The sequence below is a fragment of the Sphingomonas rosea genome (assembly GCF_039538065.1).
In the GTDB taxonomy this organism is placed as follows: Bacteria; Pseudomonadota; Alphaproteobacteria; order Sphingomonadales; family Sphingomonadaceae; genus Sphingomicrobium; species Sphingomicrobium rosea.
Window position 1 is genome coordinate 2,309,094 of sequence record NZ_BAABBR010000001.1, and the last position, 22,730, is coordinate 2,331,823.

The window sequence follows — 22,730 nt, forward strand, 5'->3', positions numbered from 1 at the left end:
CCCCGAGGTGCGGCCTCGGCCCCGCTGATTCAAGGGCTTAGGCGGCAACGCTGTGGTTCATCTGCCCCGCGCAGACGACCCGGTTGCGGCCCGAGCGCTTGGCTTCGTAAAGCGCGGCATCGGCTTCGGCGAGCGCGTCCTCGATCGACCTGGAAGGATCGACATGGGCAAGGCCGATGCTGATCGTCGCGGGCGGATTGTCGCCCTCGCGCAGCGCCTCGATCGCGGCCCGCATCCGTTCGGCGCAGTTGAGCGCCTCGGTGCGGGTGGTGGCGTAGAGCAGCATCCCGAACTCCTCGCCGCCCAACCGCCCGAACAGATCGGAACTCCGCAGCTGGCCGTTGATCCGCGTGGAGATCGACTTCAGCACCTTGTCGCCGACCGGATGACCATGCGCGTCGTTGATCTTCTTGAAGTGATCGACGTCGATCACGGCGATGGTCGCCGAACGTTCCTCGCGCTTGAGCTGGCCGAGTGCCTTGACCGAGGCTTCGGTGAAGGCGCGGCGGGTAAGCGCGCCGGTCAGGAAGTCGCGATGGGCGAGCGTCTTCAATTCCATCTGGTCGACCACGACCCGGGCGAAGCGCTTGAGTAGCTCGATGTCGCCCGGCGTGAAGTCGTGCCGGCGGCGGTGGATGGCGCAAAGCGCGCCGAGATTATAGCCGTCGGGCGTGGTCAGCGGAGTGCCGGCATAAGCCCGGACATGCATCTCGCCCGTGACCAGGGGATTGTCGGCGAAACGCTCGTCCTGCTCGGCGTCCGACACGACCAGCGGCCCATGCGTGCGGATGGTATGGTCGCAAAAGGCGACTTCGCGCGGCGTGCCGGCGATTTCGGCGCCCTGGATCGACTTGAAGCGCTGCTCGTCTTCGTCGATCAGCGACACGGCGCAGATCGGAACTCCGAGAAGGTCGCGGACCAGCGACGTGATGGTGTCGAAATTGGGCTCGTTCGTGCTGTCGAGCGCGCAATAGCGGTGGAGCGCGAGGAGCCGCCCTGCTTCATCTTGTAGCTTGCGATCGTCCATGTACCGGCAAGTAAATTCCGGCGCCTAAGGAAGCCTTTCTCAAAGCCCCGTTTCGGAGATAAGTCAGACCGGTCCGACGAGAGGAAAAGTCGGGATCGCGATGTCGAAAGTCCGGCCGTTCTCGTCGACCATCGTATAGCTTCCGGTCATCGATCCGGTCGGGGTCGGAAGTGGGCAGCCCGAGACATAATCGTAGGACGCCCCCGGCGCGATCAGCGGCATTTCGCCGACCACGCCCTCCCCCTTGACCTCGTGCACCGTGCCGCGCCCGTCGGTGATGGTCCAGGCGCGGGTCAGGAGCTGGACGCTTTGCGTGCCCCGGTTCTCGAGCCGGATGTGATAGGACCAGAACCAGCGGCCCGTGGCAGGCGCCGATTGCTCGGCCAGAAAGCTGACCGCGACCCGGACGACCATGTCCTCCGTCGTCGCTTCATGCGGAAACAGCATCGAGAGAACGGCGGGCCCCATGCGGCTCACGCTACCAGCCCCAGTGCCCGGCGCAAGCGAGCGGTGAGACGTTCGCGCGCGTCCCATGCCGGATCGCCGGGGCGCTGGAGGAGATCGCGGCGGATCCGGCGGCCGGTCAAGGCGAGCCCGGTGGGCCAGTCGACGCTGGCTTTCCTGACGTCGGCGGGGTCGAGGCCAAAGCCGAGTTCGGCAAGCACCAGCAGTTCGTAGGCGAACAGTGCTGGCCCCCACCCGCTCGCCGAGGGCGCGGCCGCGATGGCGTCGAGGAGGCCGCTCAGTCCCTGGTAAAGCGCCGGATAGGGTTGGCGCTCGGGCAGCACCTCGGCGGTGAGTGTAGTCGCCCAGAGGATTCCAGCGGCGGGCAGCGGCTCAGTCATCAATGGCGCACGGCTGTGGGTGAGTTCGACCTCGGCTTGCGGCAATTGCGCGTCGGTGCGGGCGGAAAGCCGTGCCTCGACCTCGTTGCCCGCGACCAGCACCGGCCGCATCCGCCGCCCGCGCGCCCCGCGGACATAACAGGCGACGAGTCCGTGGTTGGGCGTCAGCATCCGCGCGATCGCCCCCGTCTCCCCGTGGATCCGGACCGCGAGGACGATCGCCGGGGTGGTGAACCTCACCGCTCACCCATTGGGGTGGAAATAATCATAGACCTGCCGCGCGGTGGCCTTGCTGATGCCGGGCGCCTTCTCGAGGTCGTCGAGCGCCGCGCCCTTCACCGCCCGCGCGGTGCCGAAGTGCATCAGCAGCGCGCGCTTGCGGGTCGGGCCGATGCCCGGCACTTCGTCGAGCGAACTGGTCGTCAGCGACTTGGCCCGCTTGGCGCGGTGCGTGCCGATGGCGAAGCGGTGGGCTTCGTCGCGCAGCCGCTGCAAGTAGAAGAGCAAGGGCGAATTGACCGGGAAGGTCAGTTCGCGCCCGTTCGGCAAGTGGAACACCTCGCGCCCCTCGCGGCCGTGATGCGGACCCTTGGCGACGCCGACCACGGGCACGTCGTGGACCCCCGCATCCTCCATGATCTCGAGGACCGCGTTCAGCTGCCCGCGGCCGCCATCGATCAGGATGAGGTCGGGCCACTCGCCGCTCGAGCGGTCGGGGTCGTCCTTTTCGAGGCGCTGGAAGCGGCGCTCGAGCACTTCCTTCATCATCGCGAAGTCGTCGTCGGTCGCGGCCTTCTTGATGTTGAATTTGCGGTAGCTGTTCTTGCGGAAGCCCTCGGGGCCTGCGACGATCATCGCGCCGGTCGCCGCGGTGCCCATGATGTGGCTGTTGTCGTAGACCTCGATCCGCTTGGGCACGTCGGACAGTTCGAAGGCATCGGTCAGCTCGCGCAGAAGCCGGGTCTGCGTGGTGCTTTCGGCATGACGCCGGTCGAGCGCCTCGATCGCATTGCGGCTGGCCTGGTCGACGAGCTTCTTGCGGTCGCCGCGCTGGGGCCGTTCGATGAGCACCTTGCGCCCGGCCTTTTCGCACAGCGCCTCGGCGACGAGTTCGGCCTCGGCGACGTCGCGGTCGACGAGGATCCGCCTCGGCGGCGGCATGTCCTCGTAGAACTGGACGAGGAAGGTCGAAAGCACCTCGTCTTCGGGGACGTCGGCGGTGTGGCTGGGGAAGAAGGCGCGGTGCCCCCAATTCTGCCCGCCGCGGATAAAGAAGGCCTGGATGCACATCGCCCCGCCCTTGGCGGCGAGCGCGAAGATGTCGGCGTCGCCAAGCCCCTCGGCGTGGACGGTCTGGGAGCCTTGGATGTAGGTCAGCGCGCGGAGGCGGTCGCGGAAGATGGCGGCAAGCTCGAAGTCCATGCGCTCGGCCGCCTCAGCCATCTGCTTCGAGAGGCGCGCCTGGACCCCGGTCGACTTGCCCGCGAGGAAGTTCTTCGCGTCCTCCACCAGCTCGGCATAGGCATCGGGCTCGATCCGCCCGACGCACGGCCCCGAGCAGCGACGGATCTGGTAGAGCAGGCAGGGCCGCGAGCGGTTGCTGAAGAAGCTGTCGCTGCACGAGCGCAACAGGAACAGCTTCTGGAGCGCGTTCAGCGTCCGGGTGACCGAACCGGCGCTCGCGAAGGGGCCGAAATATTGCCCCTTCGCTCGCCGCGCGCCGCGATGCTTCTGCACCCGCGGGAACGCGTGGTCCTCGCGCAGCAGGATGAAGGGGAAGCTTTTGTCGTCGCGCAGCAGCACGTTGTAGGGCGGGCGGAAGCGCTTGATGAGCTGCGCCTCGAGCAGCAGCGCCTCGGCCTCGGTGTGGGTCGTGACGATGGTCATCGAGCGGGTCTGCGCGACCATCCGCTGGAGCCGCTTCGAGAGGCGCGACACCTGCGTATAGTTGGTGACCCGGTTCTTTAGCGCGCGGGCCTTGCCGACGTAGAGCACCTCGCCGCGTGAATCCTGCATCCGATAGACGCCTGGGCGCACGGGCAGCGTCTTCACGACGTTGCGGATGGCGGCGATGCCAGCCTCGATGTCGGGCGCCTCGCCGCCGCCCTGGACGGTGGAGGTCGCCGCTTCCTCGTTGAAGCGTTCGGCGGATCGGGGGTGTTCCGGTCGGTCGGCCGGGGTGCGGTTCATGGGCCGCGATGTAGTGGGTGGAGGGCCGCCAAGGAAGCGCGGGTTGTAAATTGCCGCCAAAGCGCCCACCTTGAACCTGCTAACAGTCGCAAGTTGACGGTCTCTGGTGCTTTGCGGCTCCGTATTCCTCTGCTCACGCACCTTTAGCGGCCCCGTGCCGGCTTTCGGCGGGGCCCATTTAAGAGGAACCTCTCATGACCATCGGAACCGTCAAATTCTTCAACGCCGACAAGGGCTATGGCTTCATCTCGCCGGACGACGGCGGCACCGACGCCTTTGTCCACATCAGCGCCGTCGAGGCGGCCGGCATGCAGACGCTCGATCGCGACCAGCGCGTCGAATATGAAGTGCAGTCGGGCCGTGACGGCCGGATGAGCGCGGTCAACCTCCAGCAGGCCTGACCGGTGCTTCGAGGGCCTGCCCGTTCGGCGGGCCCTCTTCCCTCATCCCAAGAAGGAACGCACCCATGTCTACCCTCCCCTTTTACCGCGAACAGGCTGCCGCATGCCGCAGCCGGGCCGAAGCCTCGACGCTCGCCAACGTTCGCACCCTCAACCTCGAGGCCGCCGAAGCCTGGGAAGCCATGGCCGACCGGCTGACCCGCACCATGGTCCACCGCGACGCCAACGAGGCGGCACGCGCCGAGGCCGACTCCTCTCGCGACCACTGAGCCACGCGATGAGCGTCGCCTTTCGCCGCGAATCCGATGACGAGCATCTCGAGCCGACCTTCGAGCTGCCGATCCCGCCGGGACCCAATCTCGTTACCCCGCGCGGGTTGGCGCTCATCGAGGCGCGCGCGGCTAAGATCGAAGCCGACCTTGCCGGTGAGCTGACCGAGGAAGCACGCAAGAAGCTGCTCCGCGATGCCCGCTACTGGCGCCACCGCACCGCAAGCGCACAGCTTGCCCCGGCCCCGAGCGGCGAGGAAGTCGCCGTCGGAACCCGCGTCACCTACAGCCGCGACGGCTCCGAGAAGACCATCACGATCGTCGGCCACGACGAGAGCGAGCCCGCCGCGGGCCGCGTCGGCTTCACCGCACCACTGGTCAAGGCCATGCTCGGCGCGACCGAAGGCGAGACGGTCGACGGGCCGGGTGGCCCGGTCACGATCGAGCGGATCGAAATCGCCGACTGAGCCCTCATTCCTCCGGCGGGACGAGTTTAACTAAACCTTATATTTCGCAGATTAGTGCGGTTCGTGTGTTGATGCGGACCTCGCCTGTTAACCTGCCGACGCAGTTTGGTTTCATTCCTTCGGGACTGGCCTGGCTGGCGCTCATCATGAGCCTGACGGTCGGCACGTCGGTCGCCGCCATCGTCATGGGCGAGCGGGTCGGGATCCCGGTGCTCCCCGTCTATTGGGAATATGTCGCGTCGGTGTTCCGCCTCGCGCCGCTGATCATCATCGCGATCGCCATCGGCATCGTCACCACGCTGGCGCTGCGCCGCGAGTTGCGCCCGATCGCTGCGATCAAGCTCATGGCCCGCACCCGCTTCCACAACCGCGAGGAATTCGCCGCGACCGTCGGGCCGGTGCTGCTGATGCCGCTGCTGCTCGGTGCATTCGGGACCCTCAAACAGATCCTGCCGCTCTATCGCCCGTTCCAGTGGGACGACACCTTCGCCGGCTTCGCGCGCTACATCTTCTTCGGGCACCGCGGCTGGGAAGTGACCCACGCCATCTTCGGCTCGGCGGAAGCGACGCTGGTGCTCGATCGCATCTACACCGCCTGGGTTCCGCTGATGTTCGCCGCGGTGCTCCTTTACGCGCTGTTCGCGCCGCCGGCGCTGCGGGCGCGTTTCTTCCTCAGCCTGACCCTCGGCTTCATCCTCATCGGGGTGGTCAGCGCCTTCGCCTTTTCGTCCGCCGGTCCCTGCTACGCGCGGCTGATCGGAAGTGCCTCGGCGCCGGCCTATGACGGGCTGATGGCGCGACTGAACGCGATCAATGCGGCCGGCTATCACCTTCAGGCGCTCGACTGGCAGCGGCAATTGTGGGTCGCGCACGAGAACCGCGACTATGGTTTCGCCATGGGCATCTCGGCCATGCCCTCGATGCACAATGCGGTGAGCTTCCTCTACGTGCTGTGCGCCTGGCATGCCCGGCCGTGGGTGCGGATGAGCGCGATCGCCTTTGCGGTCGCGATCCTGGTCGGCTCGGTCCACCTCGGCTGGCACTATCTCGCCGACGGCTTGGTCGCCTGGGGCATGATGGCGCTGATCTGGACCGGCGCGGGCGTCATGCTTCGCGCGCAACTGCCTTGGCCCGCGCGCCGCGAAACGACGCGCGCCTTCCAGCTGGCCTGACCGCCTCAGGCGGCGGCGCGCGCCTCGGCCTTGTCGCCAAGAATCCAGTCGACCGCATCGGCAGCATGGATCGCGGTCGTGTCATAGACCGGCAGCACGTTGGCACGCGTGTCGACCGCGAGCACCAGTTCGGTGCAGGCGAGGACCACCGCCTGAACCCGCTTCTTGCCGAGCTCGGTGATGAGGGTCTTCAACTTGCGCTGGCTCTCGCGGACGACACGGCCCGCGGCGAGCTCCTCGTAGATGATCCGATCGACCTCGGTGATCCACCCGTCCTCGATCGGGGCGAGACGGATTCCGCGCGCCTCGAACGCCGAGCGGACATGCGGCTCGGTCATGGTAGTGCGGGTGCCGAGCACCGCGACCGACTGGCGGCCGTCCGCAGCGACGCGCTTCGCGGCGGACTCGCCGATGTGGAGCACCGGCACATCGACCGCGGCAGCGACGGCGTCATAATGCTTGTGCATCGTGTTCGAAGTGAGAATCAGCCCCTCGGACCCGGCCGCGACCAGCCGCTTCACCGTGTCGACGATCACCGCCTCGCCGCCGGCCCAGTCGCCCTTGCGGTGGAAGGCGGCGTAATCGTCCTCGCAGTCGAGGCTCTCGATCACCAGCCGCGCGCTGTGGAGACCGCCGAGGCGCCGCGCCACACCCTTGTTGATATGCTCGTAATAGAGCGCGGTCGAATTCCAGCTCGCCCCGCCGACGATCCCGAGCTTGCGCACTGTCCTGCCTTCCCCTCGCCCCGGCGCCGTATCCGCTGCGGCGCCAAATAGTTAACGGGGACGGTTGTCGCCCAACCCGTGCGCCCGGACAAGCGGGTGAACGTCAAATGTTGGCACGATTAACACGGCAAAGCCGAGGTGTGGCGGCGCGGCGACAAAGCGTTGCGGAGGCGTATCTACCCCAGCGCCTTGACGATCTCCTCGACCATCTTCTTGGCGTCGGCGAGCAGCATCATCGTGTTGTCGCGGTAGAAGAGTTCGTTGTCGACGCCGGCATAGCCCGCCCCGCCCATCGAGCGCTTGATGAACAGCACGGTGCGCGCCTTTTCGACGTCCAGCACGGGCATGCCGTAGATGGGCGACGATCTGTCGGTCTTGGCGGCCGGGTTGGTGACGTCGTTGGCGCCGATGACGAAGGCGACGTCGGTCTGCGCGAACTCGCTGTTGATGTCCTCGAGCTCGAAGACCTCGTCATAGGGCACGTTGGCCTCGGCCAGCAGCACGTTCATGTGCCCCGGCATGCGGCCCGCGACGGGGTGGATGGCGTACTTCACCTTCACCCCTTCCTTCTTGAGGGTGTCGGCCATCTCGCGGAGGATGTGCTGCGCCTGCGCCACCGCCATGCCGTAGCCGGGGACGATGATGACCTGGTCGGCCTGCTTCATCAGGAACGCGGCATCCTCGGCCGAGCCGCGCTTGTAGGGCCGGTCGATGACCTCGCCCCCGCCGCTCGATGCGACCGCGCCGAAGCCGCCGGCGATGACCGAGATGAAGCTGCGGTTCATCGCGCGGCACATGATGTAGCTGAGGATCGCGCCCGAGCTTCCGACCAGCGCGCCGGTGATGATCATCGCGCTGTTGTGAAGCGTGAAGCCCATCGCCGCCGCGGCCCAGCCCGAATAGCTGTTCAGCATCGACACCACGACCGGCATGTCGGCGCCGCCGATCGGGATGATCAGGAGGAAGCCGATGGCGAAGGACAGCGCCATCACTGTCCAGAAGATCCACGGGCTCTGGTCCTGGGTGAAATAGCCGATCAGGATCAGGATCGCGGCGAGCACGCCGAAGTTGATGAGGTGGCGGCCCGGCAGCAGGATGGGCGAGCCGCTCATGTTGCCATTGAGCTTGAGGAACGCGATCACGCTCCCCGAGAAGGTGATTGCGCCGATGGCGACGCCGAGACCCATCTCGAGCCTGCTCACGGGCAGGATATTGATGACCGGCGCCGAGGCGATGGGCGAGATGATTGCGGCGATGCCGAACGCCTGCGGATTGAGGAAGGCGGCGGCGCCGACCAGCACTGCCGCCAAGCCGACGAGGCTGTGGAAGGCCGCGACCAACTGCGGCATGTCGGTCATCTTGATCCGGCGGGCGGTGACGATGCCGATCACCGCGCCGATCGCGATGGCGGCGAGGATGAGGCCAAGGCCAGTCCAGTCGGGCGAAAGCGCCGAATGGCCGAAGAGCGGACCGCTTTCGACGATATACTCTCGGCCGGGCATGTGCGTGACCAGGGTCGTCACCACGGCGATCGCCATGCCGATCATGCCGAGGCGATTGCCGCGCTGGCTGGTGGCGGGGCTCGACAGCCCGCGCAGCGCGAGGATGAAGCAGACGCCCGAGACGAGATAGGCGAGCAGGACCCACGACGGGGTGTCGTGCGCGGCCTCCATCACTTGTCCTTCTTCTTGTACATGGCGAGCATTCGGCTGGTCACCGCGAAGCCGCCGAAGATGTTGATGCTTGCGAGCACCACGCCGAGGAGGCCGAGCCACTTGCTCGACGCGCTCCCGGCCGCCGCGGCGGCGATCAATGCGCCGACGATGATCACGGAGGAAATGGCGTTGGTCACCGCCATCAGCGGCGTGTGGAGTGCCGGGGTCACCGACCAGACCACGTAATAGCCGACGAAGCAGGCCATCACGAAGATCGACAGGATGGAAATGAAGTCCACGCGCCCTCCCCTTTTTCGGCGCCTTGCATGGCATGGCGGGCCGCGTGAGGCTAGCCGCAATGAAGGCGCGTCCGCAACGGACCTTATCTCCGTTCAACGCCTGACGGTTTCCGGTTTGATAACCTTTGAGTGTCAGACGATGAACACATGCGCTCGGGACCGCCAGTCAGGGAACGCGGCCAGCACAAGCCTTGGCGGCTTTTGCTGTGGACCACGCTCGCCTCGATCCTGTTCGGGGTCTTGGGCATCGGATCGATCGCCGAGGACGCCCTGCGGGCTGCGCGCAACAGTACCCACCTCAACAAGGCCAGTGGCGACATCGTTTTCGTCGGGGTCGACGACCAGAGCCTGAGCAAGATCGGCAAGTGGCCGTGGAACCGCGAGCTTCAGGCGAAAATGATCGATCAGGCCACGCAGGCCGGGGCCGATCGAATCTTTATGGACATCATCTACGATAGTCCTGGCTCGCCACGCGAAGACGACGCCTTCGAAGGCGCCCTCAAGCGCTCGGGCCGCGTCACCCTCGCCGATCGCGCCGAGATCGGGCCGAATATGCAGAAGGCCAATGCGATCGAGCCCATCAAGCGCTTCTCTCGCTGGACCAATCTCGCCAACATCACGGCTTATTACAATTACCAGAACGCCATCTGGCAGCTGCATTACTATGCGTTGAAGGGCGACACCAAACAGCCGGGCTTCGCTGCCGCCCTCGCCCACCATCCGCTCGACAGGTCAGACACGTTCCGCATCGATTACAGCACCAGTCCCTTCACGGTGCCTTATCTCTCGGCGTCCGACCTGCTCAACGGCAAAGCCAAAGGCCGGCTCGCTGGCAAAGCCGTGATCATCGGCCTCAATGCCGACCAATTGGGCGACCAATATTGGATTCCCGGTTATGGCCGCATGGCCGGTTCCTACGTTCAGATCCTCGGCGCGGAGACCCTGAAGCGAGGTTCGCCGGTTGAACTCGGTTGGCTCTTGCCCCTCCTACTCGCGCTGGGCACGGCAGTCGTTGCGATCTTTCGTGCCCGCGGAATCAGGCAAGGTCTCATTCTCAGCTGCTTCGGCATCGCGCTGCTCGTCGGCCCCATCCCTTTCGAACAAAATCTGATCTTCGTCGACATCACGCCGGCCCTGCTCGCGCTGATCGTGGTCGGTTCCAACCTCGCTATGCGCACCTGGCGGCAGCGTGGTCTGGTGAACGCCGAGAGCGGACTTCCGAACCTGACTGCGCTGCGCGCGCTCAAGAGCGGCGATGGCACGGCGCTGGTCGTCGCCCGCGTCCACAATCATTCCGAGTTGCGGGCCGCGCTCAGCGAAAGCGAACAGCGCGACGCCGACGGCCAGATCGTCGCCCGCCTCAACGCGTCGGGCAGTACCAAGCTCTATCAGGGCGAGGACGGCACCTTCGTGTGGATGACCACGTCGGCGAGCACCATCGGCAACCACCTCGAGGCGCTGCATTCGATGTTCCGCTCGCCCATTTCGGTGAAGGGCCGGCAAATCGACGTTGCGCTGAGCTTCGGCGTCGAACTCGGCACCGGGCGAAGCACCTCCAATCGCCTTGCCTCGGCGGTGCTGGCAGCGGACGAAGCCTGGACCGAGGGCCTGCGCTGGAAACTCCATGATCCTGCCCGCCAGGAGGAAATGAACTGGCGCGTGTCGCTGCTCGGTGAACTGGATCAGGCGATCGACAATGGTGAAGTCTGGCTCGCCTACCAGCCGCAGCTGGAGATCGGCACCGGCCGGATCATCGGCGCCGAGGCGCTGGCCCGCTGGACCCACCCGCAGAAGGGGCCGATCAGCCCGACCGAATTCATCACCGCCGCCGAGCAGAACGGCCGCATTGGCAAGCTGACCGATTTCGTCCTCGACCGCGCGATCAGCAGCGCGGCGGCGATCAACCGGCGCGGCGTGCCGTTCCAGGTGGCGGTCAATCTGTCGGCGCGCCTCCTGACCGACCGCGAGCTCCTCGCCCGGATCGAGAAGATGCTCGAAAGCCATGGTCTCGATCCGGCCCGGCTGACGCTCGAACTGACCGAGACTGCCTCGCTCCAGGACGCCGACAGCGGGCTGGCGACTCTCGACGCGCTGCGCCGCAATGGCGTCCGCATCGCGATCGACGACTATGGGACGGGGCTTTCGACCCTCGATTATCTGAAGAAGATCCCGGCCAACGAGATCAAGATCGACCAGAGTTTCGTCAAGGCGATGCGGGTCAACCGGTCGGACCTCATCATGGTCCAGTCGACCATCGCCCTTGCCCACTCGCTCGGCCGCTCGGTGGTCGCCGAAGGTGTCGAGGACAAGCAGTGCTTGGACGAGCTGACCCGCATGGGCTGCGACGTCGCGCAAGGCTTCGCCATCGGCCGCCCCATGGGTGTCCGCGAACTGGTCCAGCGCCTCCAGGTGCGCTCGACCCGCCAGGTCGCCTGACCCCAACCATCTCTTAACATTAGGCAAGTTCCTGCACGCAGCCTCACTGCGTCCGCAGGAAATTGCCTAACGAACATGCTTACTCGTTTGCTAACCGTATCGATTAAGGTTAATAATGATGGCGCACGTAGCGATTCGCTGCGAACAGAGGGAGTGCGTCATGAACAATGTTCCGCAGGCTAAGGACCTTCCGCAGACGGAAGTTCGCATCGATTTCTGGACCTGGCTGCTTGGTGGCGGCGCTGGCAGCACCGGCGGTCGCGGCTAAGCGACGCCTCGGCTCCGGCCGAGACTGACAGTATCAAGAATGCGCGTCGCGGCTTCGCCCGGCGCGCATTTTTTATTGTGTTTTGAACGGGGTGGCGGCGCGTGCCGTGAGTGCGGCGTCGAGCAGGACACCGAGGTCGCTGTGCGCGAGAGGCGTCAGGTTCGTGACGCCCTGCGCTTCGAGATTGAGTGACAAATGGTCAACCGCGTCGGTTCAGCGCCTGACGACGCCCAGTTCGCGTCGAGAGTAATCAAGCCGGCGCCGCGCCGATTCGCCGGCGCCGACTCGCCGGGCCTCACCCCTTCTTGAGCGAGCCCGCCTTGTGCGCGGCTTCCTTGCCCTCGGCGGTCTTCACCAGATATTCCGGATTGTCCTTCGAGGCCGCGACGTGATGGCCCTTGATGTCCATCGGCTTGGTGATCTTCTTGATCACCTTGCCATGCGCTTCGCCGCCGTGGCTCGACCAGCTGACCTTGTCGCCGGCCTTGAGCGTCTTCTCCGCCATGATTTCTCTCCTCGTTTTCTTCTGATCGGCCAACCCCCAAGCGGCGCGCTTGGCTCCTTCGGCGACCTACGGCACAAGGGCGTATGGCGGGCGACGTTGGCGGACAGGGATTGCATGACGCACTGGTGATCCTCGGCGCGGCCGGGGTCGTCATCCCGGCCTTCGCGAGGGTGCGTATCTCTCCCGTGATCGGCTTCATCCTCGTCGGCGCCGCGATCGGCCCCGCCGGCCTTGGGCGCCTCGCCGACGCCTATCCCTGGCTCGGACCGCTGACGATCGACGACCGCGCGCGCATCGAGCCATTCGCCGAGATCGGCATCCTGATGCTGTTGTTCGGGATCGGGCTCGAGCTCAGTTTCCGGAGGCTGTGGGCGATGCGGCGCCGGGTGATCGGATTGGGCGGCGCACAGATGCTACTGAGCGGACTGCTGGTGGGCGCCGGCGCGATGCTGCTCGGCGGTCTGTCCCCGGGCGCGAGCCTCATCCTCGGCCTCGCGCTGGCGATGAGTTCGACCGCGATCGTCATGCCGCTCGCCGGTACCGGCACCGCCACGGGCAGGACCGCGCTCGCCATCCTGCTCTTGCAGGACCTCAGCCTCGTCCCGCTCCTGTTCCTGCTCGACGCCAAGGGTGGGCCCGAGGCGCTGGCGACGACGCTCGCGGGCGGGATTGTCATGCTGGCCGGGCTGCTGGTCGCGGGCCGGGTCCTGCTTCCACGCCTGTTCGCACAGGCGGCACGGACCAAGAACCCCGAGCTTTTCCTCGCCATCTCGCTGCTTGTCCTGATGCTCGCATGCCTCGCCACCGGCGCGGTCGGGCTCGGAGCGGCGGCGGGCGCGCTGATCGCGGGCCTGTTGATCGCCGAGACCGACTATCATGCCGAGGTCGAGGTCATTACCGCCCCCCTCCGCGGGCTGGCGCTCGGCATCTTCCTCATCACGGTCGGGATGCGGCTGGACCTTGCCGCGCTCGCGGCCGACTGGCCCGCATTGCTTGCCGCGACGGCCGCGCTGCTGCTGGTCAAGGCGGCGGTCATCTTCGCCCTGGCGCGCTGGCGGCGGCTGCGGACCGGGACCGCGCTCGAGGCGAGCCTGCTGATGGCGAGTCCATCCGAGCTGACCCTGATCGTGCTGGCGAGCGCACTGGCGGCGGGCGTGCTGTCCGGTCCGACCGTGGCCTTCTGGACCCTTGTCACCGCGCTCGGGCTAACCCTCACCCCGCTCCTTGCGGCCCTCGGCAAGCGGATGGCGCGGCGGGTCGATCCGCAGGCCCTGAGCAGCGGCGCGTCGGACACGGCGGGCAAGACCATCATCTTCGGCTTCGGCCGCGTCGGACGGATCGTCGCCGACATGATGGCCGAGCATGGCCGCCCTTATTTCGCGGTCGACGGCGACATCGACTGCGTCGCGGCGGCGCGCGCGGAGGGGTATCAGGTGCTGTTCGGCGACGTCGCGCGCGGTGACGCGGTCGAGCGCTTCCACCTCAGCGAGGCCGCCGCGCTCGTCCTGACGATGGACGATCCCGTGCTGACCGTCCGGCTGTCACGCGACGCACGCGATGCCTGCCCCGACCTCTCGATCATCGCCCGCGCCCGCGACGGTGCGCATGCCGCGCAGCTCTACAAGGCCGGCGCGACCGACGCGGTGCCCGAGACGATGGAAGGCTCGCTCCAGATGAGCGAGGCGGTGCTGGTCGACATCGGCGTCGCCATGGGCCCCGTCATCGCCTCGATCCACGAGAAGCGCAGCCAGCTCCGCGCCGCAATCCGTGAGGAGGGCGAGCTGGTCGAAGAGCCGATGCTAGGGCGGCGGCGCTAGACCTCAGCGGCGGGTCAGCTCGACAAGCAGCCCGCCGTCGCCCTCGATCCGGACCGTCTGGCCCGGCGGCAGGAGCACCGACTGGTCGGCGCTGGCCGTACGCGATCCCACGTCGCATCCGCTCCCGACCGGCCGGCTCCAGCTCACCGACACGCGATAGCGCTCGGCATTGTCGTAGGTCGGCTGGACCGAAAGCTGCAGGTTGCGGCTCGAGGTCGACAGGCCGGTCGAGCACAGCTGCTCGCCCGCCTCGCGCTGCGACTGCTGGAAATTGGCTCCGATCGGCCCGACACGAAGCGTGTCCGCGAACAGCACCCTGCCGGCCCCCGAGACGCGGACCTGGACGGCGACCGGCGGCCGAAGCAGCCGATCGGGCCGCACCGGCGAGGGCGGAGCCGGAATAGGGATCACGGGCGGTGGCGCGGGCGGCGCCGGCGGCGCGACAGGCTGGGTCGCGGCAGCGACGGCAAGCAACGCAAACTCGATCATCGATCAATTCCCCTGTTCGAAGCGCCCAACCTGCCCGTCGGGCGCGACCATGTCACCCCAGGCGTGACGTTCAGGCGCTGACCGCCGCCAGCGCCGCCTTGATCGACTCGAGGGCTTGCGGCGCCTTGGCGCCGTCCGGACCACCGCCCTGCGCCATGTCGGGACGGCCGCCCCCACCCTGCCCGCCGAGTGTCGCGACCGCCGCCTTGACGAGATCGACCGCGCTCAGCTTGCCGGCGAGGTCGGCGGTGATGCCCGCGGCAACCGAGGCGCGGCCGTCATTGACGGCGATCAGCGCCGCAACACCCGAGCCGAGCTGACCCTTCATCGCGTCGAGTTCGGAGCGGAGCGCCTTGGGGTCGAGCCCCTCGACCACGCGGCCGAGGAAGCCGATGCCGCCAATCTCCTCCGGGCCGGCCGCCGCCTGCCCGCCGCCGCCGCCGCCGAGCGCGATCTGGCGCCTGGCGTCGGCGAGCTCGCGCTCGAGCTTGCGGGTCTGCTCGACCAGCGCAGCGACCCGCCCCGGGGCCTCGTCGGGCGAGGCCTTGAGACTCGCGGCGATGGTTCGAAGGCGCTGATCGCGGTCGAGCAGCCACTGGCGCGCGGCCTCGCCGGTCAGCGCCTCGATCCGGCGAACGCCCGAGGAGACGGCGCTTTCGCCGATAATCTTGAAGATGGCGATGTCGCCGAGCGCGTTGACGTGCGTGCCCCCGCACAGTTCGACGCTGTAAGTGCCCTCGTCGCCGCGCCCCATCGAGAGCACGCGGACCTCGTCGCCGTACTTCTCGCCGAACAGCGCCATCGCGCCTTCGGCGATCGCTTCGTCGGGCGTCATCAGGCGGGTCGAGACGGGATCGTTGCGGCGAATGTGGAAGTTCACCTCGGCCTCGACCGCGGCGATGTCATCGGGGCTCATCGCGGCATTGTGCGCGAAATCGAAACGTAGCCGGTCGGGGGCGACGAGGCTGCCCTTCTGCGTGACATGGCTACCGAGCCGGCGGCGGAGCGCGGCGTGGAGCAAATGGGTCGCGCTGTGGTTGGCGCGGATCGCGCGGCGGCGCTCCTCGTCGACCTGCTGGAGGACGGGCTCGCCAACGGCGAGGCTGCCCGCGGTCGCGGTTGCGGTGAGCACGTGAAGCTTGCCAAGCTGCTTCGACGTGTCGGTCACGTCGGCCGCGAAGCCCTTCAACGTACTCAGCTTTCCGTTGTCGCCGACCTGCCCGCCGCTCTCGGCGTAGAAGGGCGTCTGGTTGAGGATGATCTGCCCGGTCTCGCCTTCGTTGAGCGTCTCGACCTTCTGGCCGTCACGGACGATGCCGAGGACCACGCCCTCGCCGTCATGGCCGGCATATCCGGTGAATTCGGTCGCGCCGTGTTCCTCGGCGAGATCGAACCAGACTTCCTCCGACGCGGCCTGGCCCGAGCCCTTCCAGGCGGCGCGGGCGCGGGCCTTCTGCTCGGCCATGGCGGCGTCGAAACCGGCGCGGTCGACCTCGAGCCCCTGCGCGCGAAGCGCATCCTCGGTGAGATCGTAGGGGAAACCGAAGGTGTCATAGAGCTTGAAGGCCGTGGCGCCGGGCAACGTACCCCCCTCGCCCATGCCCGCCGTCGCCTCGTCAAGGAGGCGAAGGCCGTTCGCCAGCGTCTGTCGGAAGCGGGTCTCTTCCTGGCGCAGCGTTGCTTCGATCAGCGGCTGGGCGCGGATCAGTTCGGGATAGGCTGCCCCCATCTCGGCCGACAGCGCGGGGACGAGGCGGTGCATCAGCGGCTCGGAGGCGCCGAGCAGGTGCGCGTGGCGCATCGCGCGGCGCATGATCCGGCGCAGCACATAGCCGCGGCCCTCGTTCGCGGGCAGCACGCCGTCGGCGATGAGGAAGCTCGACGCCCGCAGATGGTCGGCGATGACGCGGTGCGAAGCCTGGCGGTCGCCCTCGGCGGTGGTCCTGGTCAGCGCTTCCGACGCCGCGACCAGCGCCTTGAAGGTGTCGGTGTCGTAATTGTCATGCACCCCCTGCATGACCGCGGCGATGCGCTCGAGGCCCATGCCGGTGTCGATCGAGGGCCGCGGCAGGTCGGAGACGATGACGTCATTTTCCTGCAGGTGCTGCATGAAGACGAGGTTCCAGATCTCGACGAAGCGGTCGCCGTCCTCGTTCGGGCTGCCCGGAGGCCCGCCGGGGATGTGGTCGCCATGATCGTAGAAGATCTCGCTGCACGGCCCCGAGGGACCGTCGGGGCCCATCGCCCAGAAATTGTCCTTGGTGGCGATGCGGATGATCCGCTCGTCGGGCAGGCCGGCGATCTTCTGCCACAGGCCGAACGCCTCGTCGTCGGTGTGGTAGACGGTGACCGTCAATTTGTCCTTGGGCAGCCCCCACTCGCGGGTCAGCAGGTTCCAGGCGAGCTCGATCGCGCGATCCTTGAAATAGTCGCCGAACGAGAAATTGCCGAGCATTTCGAAGAAGGTGTGGTGGCGCGCGGTGTAGCCGACATTGTCGAGGTCGTTGTGCTTGCCGCCCGCCCGGACGCACTTCTGCGACGATACGGCGCGCTTGAAGGAACGGGTCTCGAGGCCGGTGAAGACGTTCTTGAACGGGACCATGCCGGCGTTCACGAACATCAGCGTCGGATCGTTCTGCGGCACCAGCGGCGCCGACGCCTGCGGGCTGTGCTCGGCGGCGGCGAAATAGTCGAGGAAGCTGCGGCGAATGTCGTTGGTCGAGGTCATGGGCCGCGCTCTAGCACGCCCATGCTGCGCTGCGGAAGGTGACCCGTGGCCCCCGTTTATGCGGGCTGGCCGTGCAGTTCGGCAAAGGAGCGGAACTGCGCCTTGAGGTCGGGATCGGCCACGCGCTCGGTCAGCTGCGCCACGACCTCGGTCAGTGGCGCGGCATAGCCCTGCTCGAAGCCCATGTCCCATTGGTCGAAGCTGCGGGTCAGGATCGGGCGGCGCGACAACTGCACCAGTGCGAAGTGACGCGAGTCGACGCGAATGCGGGCATAAGCGGCCTCGAGCTGGTCGGTCGGTCCTTCGAGCACCTGGAGGAAGCGGCGGCCGCCGGTGACAAGCAGGCCCGTCAGCTGGTCGCGCCGGTTATTCTCCCGCGACACCGACAGGATGCTCTCGATCATCGCCTGGTCGGGCATGACCTTCGCGGTACTCACATAGACGATCTGTTCCATGCACTGCGGCCTCGAAAATACGCAAAAGGCCCCCGCCCCGCTGCCCGGTTAAGCGCGGAGGTTTAACGATCGGTAAACGGCTTGATCGAGGTTAGAGAAAGCGCAGCAGAAGGGTGATCGCAAGGCCTGCCAGCACCAGCATCGAGGAGAGCGCGGTGACCATGAAGCCGACCGCGCGCTTCTGCGCATCGGCGGCATAGGTGGTGATGTAGAGGAACCGCCCCGCGCACCAGACGAGGCCATAGACCGCACCCCATTTGTCGCCCCAGAAGGCCGCGGCGAGCGCGAGCAGCGGCACGAAGACGATCATCTGCTCGACCGTGTTCTGCTGCGCGCGGAAGACGCGTTCGAACTCGGGCGCGCCGGTCACCGCGGGGGCCTGCACCTGGTACTTGCCGCGCGCGCGTCCAACGAGGAACATCGCCCAGAAGAAGATCGCGCAAGCGAGCAGCAGGCTCGCGGCAGTGAGCGGATAATCGGTCATGCAGGAGCCCCCTCCGATGGTGAGGGCTCCTGCATGGCGGAGAGTGGTTCCCGGCTCAAGACCGGGCCAAGACCCTAGCGGCCGAGCTTCTTGTAGCTGGTCCGGGTAGGGCGGTCGGCTTCGGGCCCGAGGCGACGGCGCTTGTCTTCCTCGTAAGCCTCGAAATTGCCCTCGAACCATTCGACGTGGCTGTTGCCCTCGAAAGCGAGGATGTGCGTCGCGAGGCGGTCGAGGAAGAAGCGGTCGTGGCTGATGACCACGGCGCAGCCCGCGAAATTCTCGATCGCTTCCTCAAGCGCACCCAAGGTCTCGACGTCGAGATCGTTGGTCGGTTCGTCGAGCAGGAGCACGTTGCCGCCCTGCTTGAGCATCTTGGCCATGTGGACGCGGTTGCGTTCACCGCCCGACAGCTTGCCGACGTTCTTCTGCTGGTCCGGACCCTTGAAGTTAAAGGCGCCGACATAGGCGCGGGTCGAGGCGTCCTGACCGTTGACCTTCATGTAATCGAGCCCGTCCGAAATCTCCTCCCAAACGTTCTTCTTGGGATCGAGGTGGTCGCGGCTCTGGTCGACATAGCCGAGGCGGACGGTCTCGCCCATCTCGACCGTGCCGCTGTCGGGCTGTTCCTTGCCGGTGAGGATCCGGAACAGCGTCGACTTGCCCGCGCCGTTGGGCCCGATGACGCCGACGATACCGCCCGGCGGGAGGGTGAAGGACAGGTCCTCGAACAGGAGCTTGTCGCCATAGGCCTTCGAGATGTTCTCGACCTCGATGACCTTGCCGCCAAGGCGCTCGGGCACCTGGATGACGATCTGCGCCTTGCCGATCCGCCGGTCGTCCTGTGCGTCCTGGAGCTGCTCGAACTTGCGGATACGCGCCTTGGACTTGCTCTGGCGGGCCGCCGGGGTCTGCCGGATCCACTCGAGTTCGCGCGCCAGCGCCTTCTGCTTGCCGCTCTCCTCGCGGCTTTCCTGATCGAGGCGTTTCGCCTTCTTTTCCAGATAGGTGGAGTAGTTTCCTTCGTAGGGATAATAGGAACCGCGATCGAGCTCGAGGATCCATTCGACGACATTGTCGAGGAAGTAGCGATCGTGGGTGATCATCAGCACCGCGCCCGCATATTCCTTGAGGTGCGTCTCCAGCCACTGGACGCTTTCGGCGTCGAGGTGGTTGGTCGGCTCGTCGAGGAGCAGGATCGAGGGCTTCTGGATCAGGAGGCGGGTGAGCGCGACGCGGCGCTTCTCACCGCCCGACAGGTCCTGGACCGACCAGTCCGACGGCGGGCAGCGCAACGCTTCCATCGCGATCTCGAGCTGGTTGTCGAGCGTCCAGCCATCGACCGCGTCGATCTTGCCCTGGAGTTCGCCCATCTCCTCCATCAGCGCGTCGAAGTCGGTGTCGTCCTTGGGATCGCCCATCTCGGCCGAAATGGCGTTGAAACGATCGACCATGTCGGCGACGTCGCGCGCGCCGTCCTTGACGTTCTCGAGCACGGTCTTGTTGGGGTCGAGCTCGGGCTCCTGCGGCAGGTAGCCGACGGTGATGTTCTCGCCCGCCCACGCCTCGCCGGTGAACTCGCTGTCGAGCCCGGCCATGATCTTGATCAGCGTCGACTTACCGGCGCCGTTCGGACCGACGATGCCGATCTTGGCACCCTGGTAGAATTGCAGGTTGATGTTGTTGAGGGTCGGCTTGTTCGCACCGGGGAAGGTCTTCGTGAGATTCTTCATCACGAAGGCATATTGAGCGGCCATGGGGTCGCGGATCCTTAGCTAGACGGTCTGAAAGGGGTTGCGCGCCAGATAGTCGCTTGGCGCGCCTTTGCCTAGCGTCAGGGCTCGCCCTGCGGCCGTGGCAGCAGCAGCGCGAGGAGCTTGGCCCGGCATTCGCCGTCGATGATCCCGTCGATCCGCTCGGGCCGGAAGCGGCGCTGGAAGGCGATCACGGCCTTCCAGCTGTCGGCGACATCATAGCCGAAGCGCTCGAGCGCGAGCAGGAAGGCGGCGTCGCTCCAGTAAGGGTCGATGAGGTTGCGGGTCGGGCTCGGCAGCGCGAGCCGGCGCTTGGCGAGCGCCTCCCACGGGAAGAGCTCGCCGGGATCTTCCTTGCGGGTCGGCGCGATGTCCGAATGACCCACGACGTTGCCGCGGCCGATGCCGTGCCGGTCCTTGATCCGCGCGACCAGCGGGATCAGCGCGGCGACCTGCTCGTCCGGAAAGGGGCGATAGCCGAATTCGTGGCCCGGATTGACGATCTCGATGCCGATGCTCGCGCTGTTGATGTCGCGCACGCCGCGCCAGTAGCTCTTGCCCGCGTGCCAGGCGCGGCGCTCCTCGTCGACGAGGTGGTAGATAGTGCCGTCCTCGTCGATGCAGTAGTGCGCGGACACCTTGGCGTCGGGCGAGCAGAGCCGGTCGAGCGCCCCCTCGCAGGTGGGCATGCCGGTGTAATGGAGAACGATCATGCTGACGGGCGCGGCGCGTTCGTCATGGTTTGGCGAGGGTCGGCTGATGAAGTCCACGAGCGCTTAGGGACAATGCAAAGCGATCAAGGTCAAGCCTGACGCCGGTTCCGGATCAGGCCGCCTTCGCGGTCACGTCCTTCAACCGATACAGTCCCCGCATCTCGCGGTCGGTCTCGAGGAGCGGCGACTGGCCGATCACCGTCTCCCCTGCCCCGAGCATGAGCCAGCCGTCGGGCGCGAGCGAGGCCGAAAGGCGGTCGAATGCCTTTCGCCGGGTCGAATCATTGAGATAGAGAAGGACGTTGCGACACAGGATGAGGTCGAAGCGGCCCGGGTGCGGCGCACCCTCGAGGATGTTGTGGACCTGGAAGCGGATCGACTTGCGCAAGGATTCCGCCGCGCGCCAGCCGACCGGGGTTTCGTCGAACCAGCGGATCATCTGCTGGATACCGAGTCCGCGCTGGACCTCGAACTGCGAATAGGTGCCGGCGCGGGCGCGCTCAACGATGCTCTCGCTGACGTCGGTGCCGACGATGTCGATCGTCCAGCCGTTCCAGCGCGCCGCATCCTCGGCGAACAGCATGGCGAGGCTATAGACTTCCTGGCCTGCCGAGCAGCCCGCCGACCAGATGCGCAATGTCCGGCTCGCCTCGCGCCGCCGGGCGAGCTCGGGCAGCGCGGCGCTCTCGAGGAGGTCGAACGGCACGCGGTCGCGGAAGAAATAGGTTTCGTTGTTCAACAGGGCCTCCACCACGCGGGTCGACAGGCTGGGCTCGCGGCCCATGACGAGAATGGTGATGAGCTCGTCGATGCTGGCGATGCCGCGTTCGCGCAGGAGCGACGACAGGGCCGTCTCGAGCCGCCAGCGGCGGCTCATGGTCAGCTGCTGGCCGGTCCGCGCCTCGAGCAGGCCGGCGAGAATACGTGAACTCGAGTCACTTATCTGCATGGTTCTGGCCGATCCGGGACGCAACACGACGGGCAAGTTTCTCCGGCGGCAGGATGGCGGCGGCAAGGCCGGCCTCGGCGACCGCGCGGGGCATGCCCCAGACCGCGCTCGTCTCCTCGTCCTGGACCAACACCGATCCGCCGGCGGCGACCAGCGCGGCCGAGCCCTCGACCCCGTCGCGGCCCATGCCGGAGAGGATCACTCCGACACTGCCGGGGCGCTTCAGCGCGGCGATCGAGGCAAACATCGGGTCGACGCTCGGCAGGCAGCCGCTCGCGGCGCGGCCGCCGGTCAGGCGCACGTAAAGCGAATCGCGGCGCTGCTCGACCGTCAGATGGGCGTCGCCGGGCGCAATCACGATCTCGTCGTCGACGAGGCGCATGCCCTCGACCGCGATCCGCGTCACGCGCTTGGCGGCGGTCCCGAGCTGGCGGGCGAAGACGTCCATGAAGGGCGGCGGCAGATGCTGGGTGACGACGATCGGCGCGTCGATCCGGCGCGGCAGGTCGGCGAAGAAGCGGCCGAGCGCATGGATTCCGCCGGTCGAAGCGCCGACCGCGAGGATCGACAGCGGTTCGCTTCCCATGGCGCGCATCGGCGCGGGTCGCATCGCGCCGACCGGCTCTTCCTCGACCGGAGTGACGCCAAGCGCGCGGATCTTGGCCATGAGATGATCGGCGAAACGGCCCTGGATGCGGCCGGTGCCGGGCTTGAGCAGGGTGTCGGCAGCGCCCTCGGCGAGCGCGCGGACGGTCTCGGCCGCTCCTTCCTCGGCAAGGCTGGAAACGATCAGGACCCGCGCGCCGCGCGCGACGCGCAGGATGTCGGGCAGCTTGTTGAGGCCCCCGGCGCCCGGCATTTCGAGGTCGAGGAGGATGACGTCGACGCGGACGTGGGCGAGCGCCTCGACCGCATCCTCGGCGGTACCGGCGACCGCGGCGATCTCGATCCCGCCGCCGAGCTCGACCATCCGGGTCAGCACCGCACGCGCGACCATCGAATCGTCGACGATCATCAGCCGGATCGGCCGGTCCTGCGGTCGATGGGGCGCCGCGGACTGTCTGGCGAGCGCCGAAGCCACGATC

Annotated in this window: 22 protein-coding genes; 6 read left to right on the forward strand and 16 right to left on the reverse strand. The window is 67.0% G+C overall.

Going from position 1 to position 22,730, the window contains the following annotated elements:
* Window positions 1-37: 37 nt before the first annotated feature.
* From ABD693_RS11430 to uvrC, 4 genes are all read right to left on the reverse strand, one after another.
* Window positions 38-1,027, reverse strand: a complete 990-nt coding sequence (locus ABD693_RS11430) for a sensor domain-containing diguanylate cyclase (RefSeq protein WP_344697196.1) — start codon at window positions 1,025-1,027, stop codon at window positions 38-40.
* 63 nt (window positions 1,028-1,090) lie between these two features.
* Entirely contained in the window at window positions 1,091-1,495 is a 405-nt protein-coding gene (gene apaG, locus ABD693_RS11435) for a Co2+/Mg2+ efflux protein ApaG (protein ID WP_344697197.1), read from the reverse strand.
* 5 nt (window positions 1,496-1,500) lie between these two features.
* The gene (recO, locus tag ABD693_RS11440) at window positions 1,501-2,112 is read right to left on the reverse strand and encodes a DNA repair protein RecO (protein WP_344697198.1); all 612 of its coding nucleotides are present in this window, start codon (window positions 2,110-2,112) and stop codon (window positions 1,501-1,503) included.
* Between the two features lie 3 nt (window positions 2,113-2,115).
* Window positions 2,116-4,062, reverse strand: a complete 1,947-nt coding sequence (gene uvrC, locus ABD693_RS11445; RefSeq protein ID WP_344697199.1) for an excinuclease ABC subunit UvrC — start codon at window positions 4,060-4,062, stop codon at window positions 2,116-2,118.
* A gap of 194 nt (window positions 4,063-4,256) precedes the next feature.
* Here uvrC and ABD693_RS11450 point away from each other — a divergent pair, with 194 nt between their 5' ends.
* From ABD693_RS11450 to ABD693_RS11465, 4 genes are all read left to right on the forward strand, one after another.
* Complete coding sequence (locus ABD693_RS11450) at window positions 4,257-4,463, forward strand: cold-shock protein (protein ID WP_344697200.1); 207 nt, start codon at window positions 4,257-4,259, stop codon at window positions 4,461-4,463.
* Between the two features lie 65 nt (window positions 4,464-4,528).
* Entirely contained in the window at window positions 4,529-4,732 is a 204-nt protein-coding gene (locus tag ABD693_RS11455; RefSeq protein ID WP_344697201.1) for a hypothetical protein, read from the forward strand.
* 8 nt (window positions 4,733-4,740) lie between these two features.
* Window positions 4,741-5,199, forward strand: coding sequence for a GreA/GreB family elongation factor (locus tag ABD693_RS11460; protein ID WP_344697202.1), 459 nt, complete (start codon window positions 4,741-4,743; stop codon window positions 5,197-5,199).
* Window positions 5,200-5,345: 146 nt separating this feature from the next.
* A complete protein-coding gene (locus ABD693_RS11465; RefSeq protein ID WP_344697203.1) occupies window positions 5,346-6,371 on the forward strand; it encodes a phosphatase PAP2 family protein in 1,026 nt (341 codons plus the stop codon).
* Window positions 6,372-6,376: 5 nt separating this feature from the next.
* Here ABD693_RS11465 and ABD693_RS11470 read toward each other — a convergent pair whose 3' ends face one another.
* The 3 genes from ABD693_RS11470 to ABD693_RS11480 form a co-directional block, all read right to left on the reverse strand.
* Complete coding sequence (locus tag ABD693_RS11470; protein ID WP_344697204.1) at window positions 6,377-7,096, reverse strand: aspartate/glutamate racemase family protein; 720 nt, start codon at window positions 7,094-7,096, stop codon at window positions 6,377-6,379.
* Between the two features lie 176 nt (window positions 7,097-7,272).
* Window positions 7,273-8,769 (reverse strand): NAD(P)(+) transhydrogenase (Re/Si-specific) subunit beta, encoded by a 1,497-nt coding sequence (locus ABD693_RS11475; RefSeq protein ID WP_344697205.1) that lies wholly within the window; start codon window positions 8,767-8,769, stop codon window positions 7,273-7,275.
* Window positions 8,769-9,050 carry an NAD(P) transhydrogenase subunit alpha part 2 gene (locus tag ABD693_RS11480; protein WP_344697206.1) on the reverse strand — a complete coding sequence of 94 codons (282 nt, stop codon included), beginning with the start codon at window positions 9,048-9,050 and terminating at the stop codon, window positions 8,769-8,771. The genes ABD693_RS11475 and ABD693_RS11480 overlap by 1 nt, the downstream gene beginning before the upstream one ends.
* 201 nt (window positions 9,051-9,251) lie before the next feature.
* Here ABD693_RS11480 and ABD693_RS11485 point away from each other — a divergent pair, with 201 nt between their 5' ends.
* Window positions 9,252-11,486 carry an EAL domain-containing protein gene (locus ABD693_RS11485; protein WP_344697207.1) on the forward strand — a complete coding sequence of 745 codons (2,235 nt, stop codon included), beginning with the start codon at window positions 9,252-9,254 and terminating at the stop codon, window positions 11,484-11,486.
* Between the two features lie 563 nt (window positions 11,487-12,049).
* Here the strand turns inward: ABD693_RS11485 and ABD693_RS11490 are convergent.
* Entirely contained in the window at window positions 12,050-12,259 is a 210-nt protein-coding gene (locus ABD693_RS11490; protein ID WP_344697208.1) for a hypervirulence associated TUDOR domain-containing protein, read from the reverse strand.
* Window positions 12,260-12,342: 83 nt separating this feature from the next.
* Between ABD693_RS11490 and ABD693_RS11495 the strand changes: the two genes are divergently transcribed.
* Complete coding sequence (locus ABD693_RS11495; RefSeq protein ID WP_344697209.1) at window positions 12,343-14,076, forward strand: cation:proton antiporter domain-containing protein; 1,734 nt, start codon at window positions 12,343-12,345, stop codon at window positions 14,074-14,076.
* Between the two features lie 3 nt (window positions 14,077-14,079).
* Here the strand turns inward: ABD693_RS11495 and ABD693_RS11500 are convergent, their stop codons facing one another.
* The 8 genes from ABD693_RS11500 to ABD693_RS11535 form a co-directional block, all read right to left on the reverse strand.
* On the reverse strand, window positions 14,080-14,565 hold the full coding sequence (locus ABD693_RS11500; RefSeq protein ID WP_344697210.1) for a hypothetical protein: 486 nt from the start codon (window positions 14,563-14,565) through the stop codon (window positions 14,080-14,082).
* Between the two features lie 70 nt (window positions 14,566-14,635).
* A complete protein-coding gene (gene alaS / locus ABD693_RS11505) occupies window positions 14,636-17,293 on the reverse strand; it encodes an alanine--tRNA ligase (RefSeq protein WP_344697211.1) in 2,658 nt (885 codons plus the stop codon).
* 56 nt (window positions 17,294-17,349) lie between these two features.
* The gene (locus ABD693_RS11510) at window positions 17,350-17,748 is read right to left on the reverse strand and encodes a BLUF domain-containing protein (protein WP_344697212.1); all 399 of its coding nucleotides are present in this window, start codon (window positions 17,746-17,748) and stop codon (window positions 17,350-17,352) included.
* Between the two features lie 91 nt (window positions 17,749-17,839).
* Window positions 17,840-18,232: an MAPEG family protein gene (locus ABD693_RS11515; RefSeq protein WP_344697213.1), complete on the reverse strand. Its 393-nt coding sequence runs from the start codon at window positions 18,230-18,232 to the stop codon at window positions 17,840-17,842.
* Window positions 18,233-18,306: 74 nt separating this feature from the next.
* Window positions 18,307-19,986 (reverse strand): energy-dependent translational throttle protein EttA, encoded by a 1,680-nt coding sequence (gene ettA, locus ABD693_RS11520; RefSeq protein WP_344697214.1) that lies wholly within the window; start codon window positions 19,984-19,986, stop codon window positions 18,307-18,309.
* Between the two features lie 77 nt (window positions 19,987-20,063).
* Complete coding sequence (locus ABD693_RS11525; RefSeq protein WP_344697215.1) at window positions 20,064-20,696, reverse strand: N-acetylmuramoyl-L-alanine amidase; 633 nt, start codon at window positions 20,694-20,696, stop codon at window positions 20,064-20,066.
* Between the two features lie 112 nt (window positions 20,697-20,808).
* Window positions 20,809-21,645, reverse strand: coding sequence for a CheR family methyltransferase (locus ABD693_RS11530; RefSeq protein ID WP_344697216.1), 837 nt, complete (start codon window positions 21,643-21,645; stop codon window positions 20,809-20,811).
* A complete protein-coding gene (locus ABD693_RS11535; RefSeq protein WP_344697217.1) occupies window positions 21,632-22,726 on the reverse strand; it encodes a chemotaxis protein CheB in 1,095 nt (364 codons plus the stop codon). Before ABD693_RS11535 ends, ABD693_RS11530 begins: the two co-directional genes overlap by 14 nt.
* Between the last annotated feature and the right edge of the window lie 4 nt (window positions 22,727-22,730).